The sequence below is a fragment of the Aeromonas sp. ASNIH4 genome (genome assembly GCF_002934425.1).
Lineage (GTDB): Bacteria > Pseudomonadota > Gammaproteobacteria > Enterobacterales > Aeromonadaceae > Aeromonas > Aeromonas hydrophila.
Map to the genome: position 1 here is coordinate 475,257 of NZ_CP026217.1, position 12,015 is coordinate 487,271.

Consider the following 12,015-nt stretch of genomic DNA (forward strand, 5'->3'; position numbering starts at 1 on the left):
TTGGCCTGAACAAGATGCTTTGCTTTCGATTTCTTTCTTTACCCTAGGCGTACGGCGTTCGAAACGAAATAAAAGCGTGTTCACATCTTGAGCAAGATCACAAAAAGAAATGAATCGAAAGTTACATGGCTGTTTTAGGGAGTCTGACGGCACTTTTCAATTCAATGAAAGCTTGATTTGCCATCGAGGCTGAGTGTTAATAGGAAAACGTAACGAAGTGAAAGCTCTACTTTCACCACAGGACTCCGGCAGAGAGACTATGCAAATCACCGAAAAGAGCGTGCTCGGCACCAGCGAGCGACGGGAGCGCATCATTCAGCAGCTGCGCAGCAATGGCAGCGTTCAGGTCAACGAGCTGGCCGGCCACTATCAGGTATCTACCGTCACCATCCGCAACGATCTGGCATTTCTGGAGAAACAGGGGGTGGCGGTGCGCGCCTACGGTGGCGCCCTGTTGTGTGAATCCGGCCAGCCGGTGGCCGAGCGCACCATCGCCGACAAGAGCGTGCTCAACACCCCGGTCAAGCAGCGCATCGGCGCCATGGCGGCGAGCCTGGTGCAGCCGGGCTGTCGCCTCATTCTCGACTCGGGCACCACCACCCTGGAGGTGGCACGCCACCTGCGCGATCACCAGGAGATAGTGGTGATGACCAACGGCATGAACGTGGCGAATGCCCTGCTGGAGGCGGAAGGGGTGGAGCTGCTGATGACGGGTGGTCACCTGCGCCGCAAGTCGCTCTCCTTCTACGGCGCCCAGGCGGATCTCTCCTTGCAGAACTATCACTTCGATCTGCTGTTTCTCGGGGTGGATGGCATCGATCTGGAGCGCGGCGTCAGCACCCATCACGAAGACGAGGCCAGGCTCAACCGCTGCATGTGCCACGTGGCCGAGCGGATCATCGTCGTGACCGATTCCAGCAAGTTTGGCCGGCTGAGCCTGCACAAGATCATCGATACCCGGCGCATCCACACCCTGATCACCGACGACGCCATCGCGGCCGAGACCCTGGCCGGTCTGCGTCAGGCCGGGATAGAGGTGCTGCTGGTGGAGGCCTGAGTCGGGACTCGACGAAGAATGTGAAAGAGGGACGCCGCGGCGTCCCTCTTTCGTGGTCGGGGGCGAAGCTCAGCGTTGCTCGGGAAAGTAACGCTCGAGTAGGGCAGTGAGGATGGCCTGGCTCTCGGCATCCGGTTCACCGCTGACCAGGGCGGGCCGAAAGTGAAGCTGGAAGGCGCGCAGGGCGGCGCGGCTCTGCTCGTCCCAGTTGCCGCTCGGGGCGATGCCGTAGCCGTAGCGGGCCAGTCGTTGCTGCCAGCCGAGGGCATCCCAGGCCGGCGCCGGCTGCTGGCGCAATTCGGCCAGCCGGGTTTCGTCGGGCCAGGCTCCCACCCCGTAGTGCAGGGCTAGCTCGCGCCAGGGGAAGTGGGGGCCGGGGTCCTGTTTGCGCTCGGGGGCGACATCGCTGTGAGCCAGCACCTGGGTGGGGGGGATCTGGTAGCGCTCGACCAGCTCGCGGGTGAGGGCGCCGAGGGCGGCTATCTGCGCCTGGGTGTAGGGCTGCCAGCGACGCTGGTGGGCGGGCAGCAGCTCGTCTTGTGGCGGGTAGCCGAGGTTGACGATCTCGATGCCGAGCGAGCTGGCGTTGAGGCCCGCATATTGATGCCAGCGACTGCGGCCGGCATGCCAGGCGCGCTGGCTGTCGGGCACCAGCTGGTAGACCGGCAGCGGCCGCTGATGGGTATCGCGCGGTATCAGGTAGTGGGCGCTCACCTGATGGGCCGGCTCGGTCAGCAGGCGCAGGGAGTGGCCATCGTCTTCGTCCGTGTAGTGCAGGATCAGAAAGGCGATGCGCTCGTTCAGGCTGGCACTCTGATAGTCGTTGTTGAGCCGATAGGGGGCGGGCTGGCAGGCGCTGAGCAGCAGGGCGAGGCAGAGCGCAAACCCGTGGTGACGGGTGCGCGGGAGGTGAATACCCAGTTGCCATGGCCGGCGCCACCCACCGGCCGCCTGCTGGCGGGATGACGGTGAGTGTAGACGCCGGCCCATGGTTCAGCCGCGATACTTGGCGGTGAGACCGATGAGGAAGTTGCGCAGGATCTGATCCCCGCAATCCTGATAGTGCTTGTGGTCCCGTGAACGGAACAGGGCGCTCAGCTCGGATTTGGAGAGGTTGAAGTGGGCCAGCTTGAGGGTGCCCAGCATGTCCTCTTCCTTGAAGTTGAGGCCGATGCGCAGCTTGCGCAGGATCATGTTGTTGTTGATCCGGTTCGGGATCACCTGGGCTGGCGCATCTTCCCGTGCGCCGCGGCGCACCAGGATGAAGCCGTCGAGGAACTGGCTCAGGGCCGAATCCGGACAGGCGGCAAAGCCCGCTTCCTGCTCTTCCCCTTCCTCCGCCTCTTTGATCAGCCAGCCGTGCAGCTGGGCATGGGTGACGGTCAGGTTGCCCTTGGCAAACATGTCGACCATCTGGTCGTTGCTGATGCTGAGGGCGTAGCGCAGGCGGCGCAAAATATCGTTGTTGGTCATGTCGACTCCTGTGGAAACGGCGCAACTTTACCATCTGGCGGGGCCCGCGTCAGAAAAAGCGGGTTGCCCGGTTCAGGATAGATAGCGTGGCGCCTCCTGGCGTACCTGCTCCATTGCATCCTGCAGCTCCAGCAGCTCGGGCTCGAGTTCGGCCACCGGCACCCCGTCGCGCAACTGCTGTTCCAGCTGGGAGAGCAGCCGCTGCAGGCCGGGGACGCCGGAATAGGCGCAGCCGCCGTTGAGGCGATGGAGCTGGGCCAGCACCTCGCTATCCTCCACCTGGCCGGCAAGCGCCGCCTCCAGCACCGGATCCACCTCGTCGAAACTGGCCATCAGCATGGTCAGCATCTCCTTGGCCAGATCCAGCTTGCCCGCCGCCTGACGCACCGCCAGCGCCCAGTCGATCTGCTGGCTGGCGTGATTCTGGTGGCGACGATGGGCAAAGTCGGTGATGAGCTTGGCCAGCATGGCCTCGTCGATGGGCTTGGCCAGGTAGTCGTCCATGCCCTGGCGGATCAGCCGCTCCCGCTCGCCGGGAATGGCGTGGGCGGTGACCGCGACGATGGGCGTCTCGGTGTTGAGCGACTGGCTGCGAATCGCCTGGGTGGCGCTGATGCCGTCCATGATCGGCATCTGGATATCCATGAAGATGATGTCGAACGGCTGGCTCTGGGCCAGTCTGACCGCCTCCTTGCCGTTCTTGCACACCACCACCTGGCTCACCATCTCCTTGAGCATGGCGGCGATGAGCTTGAGGTTGGCGGCGTTGTCGTCCACCGCCAGCACCTTGATCTCCTGCACGCTGCGCGGGGAGGGGGTCGGCAGCGGGGCGCTGCGGACCGCCTCGGGGGAGAGCAGGGCGTGCAGCAGCTTGCGATGGTTGATGGGTTTGGAGAGGCAGTGCTGGGCGCCGTGGGCCAGCATGGCCTCGTAGAGCGAAGGCTCGTGGCTGTTGAGCAGCACTATGGTGTTCTGCTGGCGATCCAGCCCGTCGAGGCGCGCCACTACCTGCTGCGGGCTGTGCTGGGTGCCGCTGCCGATGATCACCATGTCCTGGCTGCTCATGTCGGGCCAGGGGGCGTCGCTGGCGAGGGATTGCACCTCCAGCTGCCACTCCGCCAGCAGGGCGCAGAGGGCCGAGTGGCTGAAGGGATCCGGCTCCAGCAGCCAGACCCGCTTGCCCTGGATGCGATCCAGCGGCAGCTTGTCGGTCTGGGGCAGGGGGGAGACCTCCAGATCCAGGCTGAAGGAGAAGACAGAGCCCTTGCCGAGCTCCGATTCGAACCGGATCTGGCCACCCATCTGCTGCACCAGCTTCTGGGTGATGACCAGGCCAAGGCCGGTGCCGCCATAGCGGCGGGAGATGGAGGAGTCGGCCTGGTTGAAGGCCTGGAACAGCTGGCGCTGCTGCTCTTCCGAGATGCCGATGCCGGTGTCGCGGATCAGCACGTTGAGCCGCACCTTGCTGCCGCTGGCACTGCCGATCTGCTCGATGCGCACATCCACGTTGCCGTGCTCGGTGAACTTGATGGCGTTGCCGGTGAGGTTGGTCAGCACCTGCTGCAGGCGCATGGGGTCGCCGGTGAGGTAGTCTGGCACCTCGGCATCCACCTGCAGGGAGAGCTCCAGCTGCTTGTCGTGGGCGCTGGGGCCGAGCAGGTGCATGGTCTCGTTGAGAGTGTCGCGCAGGCTGAACGGAATGTGTTCCAGCTGCAGCTTGCCCGCCTCCAGCTTGGAGAAGTCGAGGATGTCGTTGATGATGCCGAGCAGGTTGCGAGCCGACTTCTCGATGGTCTGCATGTAGTCGGTCTGGCTCGGGGTCAGGCTGGTCTTGAGCAGTTGGCGGGTAAAGCCGATGACCCCGTTGAGCGGGGTGCGCAGCTCGTGGGACATGTTGGCGAGGAACTCCGACTTGACCCGCGCCGCCTCCTGCGCCCGCTTCTTGGCCATGTCGAGCTCGACGTTCTGGATCTCGATCTGCTCCAGCGTCTCGCGCAAGTCGGAGGTGGCCTGATCGATATTCTGCTGCATCTCCTCGTGGTATTCCGAGAGCGCCTTGGCCATGGCGTTGATGCCGTTTTTCAGCATGTCCAGCTCGCCGGTGAGCTGACCGCTGACCCGGGTATCGAGCCGCCCCTCCCTGATCTTGTGCACCGCCTGCACCATGTCGGTGATGGGCTGGGTCACGCTCTTGACCAGCCTGAAGCCAAACAGGGTACTGAAGGCGATGCCGATGAGCACCATGATCACCGCGAAGAAGGTGTCGCGATATTGCAGGATCATGGCCCGGTCGGTGGTCATCTGCATGGAGATGTAGCCGATCATCGGGGGTTCCACGTCGCTTGGCAGCGGGAAGCCATCCATGCTGGTCTCGGCCTGGATCGGGGTGCGCAGTATGATGTCGTCGCCATAGAGGGTGACGCTGGTGAGCTCGGGGATCTGGCTGCCGTCCGGCAGCCGCAGCCGGGTGAAGTCCCTGTGGTAGTTGGACGTCACGAACAGCTGGTTGTCCTGGGTGAAGACGGCGATGGACTTGATGAGCGGCGAGTTCTTGCGGTGGGTGAGGCCGATCAGCCGCTTGAGCGACTCGCGGCTGTGCTGGGTCATCCCGTATTCGCTGGCGATGGCCAGCGGCTCTATGATGTTGATGCCCTGATCGATCAGGTTGTTTTCCAGCTGCTGGTAGCGGTGGAAAGTGAAATAGCCGGCCATCAGGCCGCCGATGATCAGGGTCGGCAAGATGGTAAAGGCCAGCACACGCGCCCGAAGGCCGTATTTGGTCATGCGGATGGTCCCCCGATGAGCAGGGTTGGCAATGGCGTAAACGAGCGGGAGCGGGCCCACAGGCCGTATTTGGTCATACTATTATTCTTGTGGGACAATAGCCTGCTGCAGATTCCACAATCATGACATAGCCACCTATAGGCACCAAGTTTTATGGCCCAGTTTTTCAAGCCCCAAAAGAAATCCACCCAGCCCCAACGCATTGAATTTACGGTAGACAGCCTGGATCACCACTGCGTCGGGATCGGCCGCCACCAGGGCAAGGCGATCTTCATCGAAGGGGCGCTGCCCGGTGAGCAGGTCAAGGCCCGCATCCTCGAAGACAAGAAGCAGTATGCCCACGCCGCCCTACAACAGGTGGTGACCCCGGCGGCCAATCGCATCGCCCCCTTCTGCAGCCACTACCGCGAGTGCGGCGGCTGCAGTGCCCAGCACCTGGCCGAAGCGGATCAGCGCGCCGCCAAGGAGGCCGGCCTGGTCAGCCTGTTCGAGCGGCTCGGCAACATCCAGCCCCCGGCGCTGGAGCCCGTGCTGGGTGGAGAGTCCCGCGCCTATCGCCGGGTCTGCCGACTGGCCATCAAGTTTGATAAGAACGGCCGCTGCACCCGGGTGGGCTTTCGTCGTCGTCAGTCCAACGATCTGGTGGAGATCGGCGGTTGCCCGGTGCTGGCCGAGCCGCTTTCTGTTCTGATCAGCCCGCTGCGCGACTGTCTCAACCGTCTCAAGAGCCAGCGCGAGCTGGGCCATGCTGAGCTTATCCAGGCCGAGCAGGGGATCCTGATGCTGCTGCGTCATACCGGCCGGCCGACCGAGGCGGATCGGGCGCAGCTGATCGAGTTTGCCAAGACGCAGGGGATCGACCTCTATCTGCAGGCGGCCGACGAGCAGATTGAGCCGCTGCACCAGCAGTTTGCCCCCTCCTACTCGCTGGATGGCCTGTCTCTTGCATTTGCTCCCGGTGACTTCATTCAGGTCAATGCGCCGGTCAACCAGCGCATGGTGGAGCAGGCGCTCTCCTGGCTGGAGGCAGGCAAGGATGACAAGGTGCTCGATCTGTTCTGCGGCATCGGCAACTTCACCCTGCCGCTGGCCCGTCAGGCCCGCGAAGTGGTGGGGGTAGAAGGGGAGCTGGCCATGGTGGCGCGCGCCGAAGAGAACGCCCGTCGCAACGGCATCAACAATGCCCGTTTCTACAAGGCGGACTTGAGCGGCGACATCGCCGGCATGTCCTGGGCACGGGAAGGCTTCGATCTGGTGCTGCTGGATCCGGCCCGTCCCGGTGCGTTCGAGGTGATGGAGCACGTCGTGAAACTTTCACCCAGACGGGTGGTCTACGTTTCCTGTAATCCGGTCACCCTGGCGCGCGACAGTCAGGTGCTGGTGAAAGGGGGCTACCGGCTGGTGCGCCTCGGCATGCTCGACATGTTCCCCCACACCGGCCATCTGGAGTCCATGGCGCTGTTCGAGCGCAAGTAACGGGCGCTGCGGGGCAGATGAAACGGTATGGCCGAAGGGGCGTCGGCTCGCCAGGTTGGGTGGCATTTGCCCGGTCCATAACGCTGTCTGGGCGGCCATGATTGGGGTAATCTAGACCCTCGTAAATCGGCAGGGGCTGGCGGAGAACTCTATTGTCTTTCTTGACAATATGCCTTGAAAAAATCTCCGCATATCCCCATTTGAGGCATTCTCATGAGGGGGAGGGGGCGACAGCCTTCGGCCCAATAATTTAAAGGATTGATACCATGGTTGCGGTTCGCGATATTCATTTGAAAGACAACTTCACCCTGGAGGAGTGGGTCAGCTCGCTCACCCTGAGTGACAGTGACAAGGATCAGCTGCGAACCGTCTACCAGTACTGTCTGACGCTCGGTGACGAAGCGCTCACCAACCGCCTGCTGGTCCGCGGGGTCGAGATGGTGGGTATCCTGCTGATGCTCAGCATGGATCTCGGCACCCTCAAGGCCGCCATCATCTACCCCTTCGTCGAAGCCGGTCTCATCAGCCAGGAGCGGATGGACGAGGACTTCGGCCCCAAGATCGCCAAGCTGGTGGAAGGGGTGCTGGAGATGGAGGCCATCCGCTCCCTGCAGACCCTGCACCGCAGCGAAACCTCGCCGGAACAGGTCGACAACGTGCGCCGCATGCTGCTCGCCATGGTCGAGGATGTGCGCGCCGTGGTGATCAAGCTGGCGGAGCGGATCGCCTGCCTGCGGGAAGCGAAGAAGGCGGATGAAGAGACCCGGGTGCTGATGGCCCAGGAGATCACCAACATCTACGCGCCGCTGGCCAACCGGCTCGGCATCGGTCAGCTCAAGTGGGAGCTCGAGGATCTCGCCTTCCGCTATCTGCACCCGGATACCTACAAGCAGATCGCCAGGCAGCTCGACGAGAAACGGCTCGATCGGGAGCGCTACATCCGCGAGTTCGTGCAGTCCCTGCGTGATGCCCTGAAAGAGGCGGGGGTCGAGGCCGAGGTCTACGGCCGGCCGAAACACATCTACAGCATCTGGCGCAAGATGCAGAAGAAGCACCTCGAATTCAACGAACTGTTCGACGTGCGGGCGGTGCGGGTGGTGACCAAGCGGCTGCAGGATTGTTATGCGGCGCTCGGCATCGTTCATACCCACTTCCACCACATCCCCCGTGAGTTTGACGACTATGTCGCCAACCCCAAACCCAACGGCTACCAGTCCATCCACACTGTGGTGGTGGGGCCCGAGGGCAAGACGGTCGAGATCCAGATCCGCACCGACCAGATGCACCAGGATGCCGAACTCGGCGTCGCGGCGCACTGGCGCTACAAGGAAGGGGCGCAGGCCGGCGGCAAGGCCAACACCTTCGAAGACAAGATCGAGTGGCTGCGCAAGCTGCTCGCCTGGCAGGAAGATCTCTCCGAGAGCGGCTCCCTGCTGGAGGATCTGCGCAGTCAGGTGTTCGAGGACAGAGTCTACGTCTTCACCCCGAAAGGGGATGTCATCGATCTGCCGGCGGGCGCCACCCCGCTCGATTTTGCCTATCACGTGCACAGCATGATCGGCCACCGCTGCATCGGCGCCAAGATCGACGGCCGCATCGTGCCGTTCACCTATGCGTTGCAGACCGGCGATCAGGTGGAGGTGATCACCCAGAAGGAGCCGAACCCGAGCCGCGACTGGATGAACCCCAACTCCGGCTTCCTGCGCTCCAGCCGGGCGCGGGCCAAGGTGGCCACCTGGTTCAGAAAGCTGGATCGAGACAAGAACATCGCCGCTGGCAAGGAGCTGCTGGAGAAGGAGCTGGACAGGCACAACCTGACCCTCTCCAAGGTGGACAAGGTGGTGCTGGAGCGTTTCCATGCCGACGAGCTGGAAGATCTGCTGGCCGGCATCGGCAGTGGCGACATCCGCATCAACCAGCTGCTGAACTACCTCGACACCCGCTACAACAAGCCGACGGCGGAAGAGGAAGATCGCCGCCTGCTGGAGAAGCTGGAGCAGAAGGCCAACGTGCCGTTCCGGCCCAAGCCCAAGGATCACATAGTCGTGGAAGGGGTCGGCAACCTGATGACCCATATCGCCCGTTGTTGCCAGCCCATTCCGGGGGACGGCATCCAGGGCTTCATCACCATGGGTCGCGGTGTCTCCATCCACCGGGAGGACTGTGAGCAGCTCAAAGAGCTCTCCCGTCGCAACCCGGAGCGGCTGATCGACGCGGTATGGGGGGAGAACTACTCCGGCGGCTACGGCCTCACCATCCGCATCCTCTCCAATGACCGCTCCGGCCTGCTGCGCGACATCACCACCGTGCTGGCCAACGAGAAGATCAACGTGATGGGGGTGCGTTCGCGCTCCAACGTGCGCGAGCAGACCGCCGAGATCGACATGGAGCTGGAGATTTACAACATCAACGCCTTCAACCGGGCGTTGGCCAAGCTCAGTCAGCTCAACGACGTGATCAGCGCCAAGCGCCTCTGATTGTCATCAACAACCAACTCGTGATCGACCGCCAGGTCGGTCACTGTTTTCCCCTTGCGTTACGAATCAAGAAGCGAATATCCCATGTCCCAACGTTACGACCTGCCTCAACTGCTCGACATCATGGCCAGATTGCGCAACCCGAACGGGGGTTGCCCCTGGGATCTGAAGCAGAGCTTCCAGACCATAGTGCCGCACACCCTGGAGGAGGCCTATGAGGTAGCCGATGCCATCGAAACCCAGGATTGGGACGGATTAAAGGGTGAACTGGGCGATCTGCTGTTTCAGGTAGTGTTCTACGCGCAGCTCGGCAAGGAACAGGGGCTGTTCGATTTCGCCGATATCGTCGATACGGTGAGCGAGAAGCTCATTCGCCGCCATCCCCATGTCTTCTCCGATGCCGATCTTGGCGACGAACAGGCGGTGAAGGTGAACTGGGAGGCAGAAAAAGCCAAAGAGCGGGCCGCGCTCGACAAGGAGAGCGTGCTCGACGACATCCCCCTCTCGCTGCCGGCCCTGACCCGCGCCGCCAAGATCCAGAAGCGCTGCGCCACCGTCGGCTTCGATTGGAAGACGCTTGGTCCGGTGGTGGACAAGATCCACGAGGAGATCGACGAGGTGATGGAAGAGGCGCTGATGGCCGACGTGGACGAGGCGCGGGTGAGCGATGAGCTCGGCGATCTCTTGTTCGCCACCGTCAACCTGGTGCGCCATCTGGGCAAGGATCCGGAGCAGGTATTGCGGGGCGCCAACGCCAAGTTCGAACGCCGGTTTCGTCAGGTTGAGCAGTTTATCGCCGCAGAAGGGCTGAAAGTGAGCGATTGTTCGCTGGAAAAGCTCGATGCCGCCTGGGACAGGGCCAAGGAAACCGAACAAAGTTGATTTGGCGCAAGATGGGGGCGCCGGTAGCCTGATAGATTTTTGTTCATTGTTTGGGAGAGGGGGTTTTGGTATACTGTTTCCCCGTCCTGCTTCATCCCCGAAGCACCCCTTAAAATTCCCTAAACTTCTTTCAGGTTCAGCATGACGACAAAATATATTTTTGTAACTGGTGGCGTTGTTTCATCCCTCGGCAAAGGCATTGCCGCAGCTTCTCTGGCAGCCATTCTGGAAGCCCGTGGTCTGGATGTGACCATCATGAAACTGGACCCCTATATCAACGTGGATCCGGGCACCATGAGCCCGACCCAGCACGGTGAAGTGTTCGTAACCGAGGACGGGGCCGAGACCGATCTGGACTTGGGCCACTACGAGCGTTTCATCCGCACCAAGATGACCCGCCGCAACAACTTCACCACCGGTCGCATCTATGCCGACGTGCTGCGCAAAGAGCGCCGTGGTGACTATCTGGGCGCCACCATTCAGGTGATCCCGCACATCACCAACGCCATCAAAGAGCGGGTGATTGCCGGTGCCGAAGGCCATCAGGTTGCCATCGTCGAAGTGGGCGGTACTGTGGGTGACATCGAGTCCCTGCCGTTCCTTGAGGCCATTCGTCAGCTGGCTGCCGAAGTGGGCCGCAACAATGCCATGTTCATGCACCTGACGCTGGTTCCTTACCTGGCTGCCGCCGGTGAAGTGAAGACCAAGCCGACCCAGCACTCCGTCAAAGAGCTGCTCTCCATCGGTATCCAGCCAGATGTGCTGATCTGCCGCTCCGACCGTGCCATTCCGGCCGTTGAGCGCGCCAAGATCGCCCTGTTCTGCAACGTGCCGGAGCGCGCCGTCATCTCCATGAAAGACGTCGACTCCATCTACAAGATCCCGGCACTGCTCAAGTCCCAGAATCTGGACTCCTACTTCACCGAGCGTTTCGGTCTGGAGTGCAAGGAGGCCGATCTGGCCGAGTGGGAACAGGTCATCTATGAAGAGGCCAACCCGACCGCAGAAGTGACCATCGGCATGGTCGGCAAGTACGTATCCCTGCCGGATGCCTACAAGTCCGTCAACGAGGCACTCAAGCACGGTGGCCTGAAGACCCGTCTGTCCGTCAACATCAAGTACATCGATTCCCAGGACATCGAGACCCGTGGCGCCGAGCTGCTGGAAGGTCTGGACGCGATCCTGGTGCCGGGTGGCTTCGGTGAGCGCGGCGTGGAAGGCAAAATTCAGGCGGCCCAGTATGCCCGCGAGAACAAGATCCCCTACCTGGGTATCTGCCTCGGCATGCAGGTTGCCATGATTGAATTCGCCCGCAACGTGGCGGGCATGGAAGGGGCTCACTCTTCCGAGTTCAAGAAGGATTGCGCCTATCCGGTGGTGGGTCTCATCACCGAGTGGGTGGATGACGAAGGCAACGTCGAGACTCGTACCGAGAAGTCCGATCTGGGCGGTACCATGCGTCTGGGTTCCCAGCTCTGCCACCTGGTCGAAGGTTCCAAGGTGCGCCAGATGTACGGCAGCCCGACCATTTACGAGCGCCACCGTCACCGTTATGAAGTGAACAACAAGTTGCTGCCGCAGATTGAAGCAGCAGGCCTGAAAGTGACCGGTCTCTCCGCCGACAAGAAGTTGGTGGAAATTATCGAGATCCCGGATCACCCTTGGTTCGTGGCCGCGCAGTTCCACCCGGAGTTCACCTCGACTCCCCGTGATGGCCACGCCCTGTTCGCCGGTTTTGTGAAGGCGGCAGGCGAGTATCAGAAGCGTAATCTGAAGTAATTGAAAATAAATGCGGTTGGGGCCCTGTGCCGCAGCCGCTTTTTTTGGCATATTTTTGTTGTTTTTTTACGAAACCTGAGGAAATAC

At 61.9% G+C, this 12,015-nt stretch carries 8 protein-coding genes; 5 read left to right on the top strand and 3 right to left on the bottom strand.

Going from position 1 to position 12,015, the window contains the following annotated elements; genetic code table 11:
- The first annotated feature begins 259 nt into the window (after nt 1–259).
- Nucleotides 260–1,057: a DeoR family transcriptional regulator gene (locus tag C2U40_RS02245; protein WP_005309410.1), complete on the top strand. Its 798-nt coding sequence runs from the start codon at nt 260–262 to the stop codon at nt 1,055–1,057.
- A gap of 69 nt (nt 1,058–1,126) precedes the next feature.
- On the opposite strand, the gene C2U40_RS02250 is transcribed toward C2U40_RS02245, so the two are convergent.
- The 3 genes from C2U40_RS02250 to barA all read right to left on the bottom strand — a co-directional run bounded on the left by C2U40_RS02250 (nt 1,127) and on the right by barA (nt 5,314).
- On the bottom strand, nt 1,127–2,047 hold the full coding sequence (locus C2U40_RS02250; RefSeq protein WP_103827911.1) for an N-acetylmuramoyl-L-alanine amidase: 921 nt from the start codon (nt 2,045–2,047) through the stop codon (nt 1,127–1,129).
- Between the two features lie 3 nt (nt 2,048–2,050).
- On the bottom strand, nt 2,051–2,530 hold the full coding sequence (locus C2U40_RS02255) for a DUF1456 family protein (protein ID WP_011704763.1): 480 nt from the start codon (nt 2,528–2,530) through the stop codon (nt 2,051–2,053).
- Between the two features lie 72 nt (nt 2,531–2,602).
- Entirely contained in the window at nt 2,603–5,314 is a 2,712-nt protein-coding gene (gene barA, locus C2U40_RS02260; RefSeq protein WP_103827912.1) for a two-component sensor histidine kinase BarA, read from the bottom strand.
- 153 nt (nt 5,315–5,467) lie between these two features.
- Here barA and rlmD point away from each other — a divergent pair, with 153 nt between their 5' ends.
- The 4 genes from rlmD (at nt 5,468) to pyrG (ending at nt 11,928) form a co-directional block, all read left to right on the top strand.
- A complete protein-coding gene (gene rlmD, locus C2U40_RS02265; protein WP_103827913.1) occupies nt 5,468–6,790 on the top strand; it encodes a 23S rRNA (uracil(1939)-C(5))-methyltransferase RlmD in 1,323 nt (440 codons plus the stop codon).
- A gap of 266 nt (nt 6,791–7,056) precedes the next feature.
- Nucleotides 7,057–9,267: a GTP diphosphokinase gene (relA, locus tag C2U40_RS02270; RefSeq protein WP_011704766.1), complete on the top strand. Its 2,211-nt coding sequence runs from the start codon at nt 7,057–7,059 to the stop codon at nt 9,265–9,267.
- 84 nt (nt 9,268–9,351) lie between these two features.
- Nucleotides 9,352–10,149, top strand: coding sequence for a nucleoside triphosphate pyrophosphohydrolase (gene mazG / locus C2U40_RS02275; RefSeq protein WP_103827914.1), 798 nt, complete (start codon nt 9,352–9,354; stop codon nt 10,147–10,149).
- A 141-nt stretch (nt 10,150–10,290) separates the two neighbouring features.
- Nucleotides 10,291–11,928 carry a glutamine hydrolyzing CTP synthase gene (gene pyrG / locus C2U40_RS02280; protein ID WP_017410643.1) on the top strand — a complete coding sequence of 546 codons (1,638 nt, stop codon included), beginning with the start codon at nt 10,291–10,293 and terminating at the stop codon, nt 11,926–11,928.
- Nucleotides 11,929–12,015: the final 87 nt, after the last annotated feature.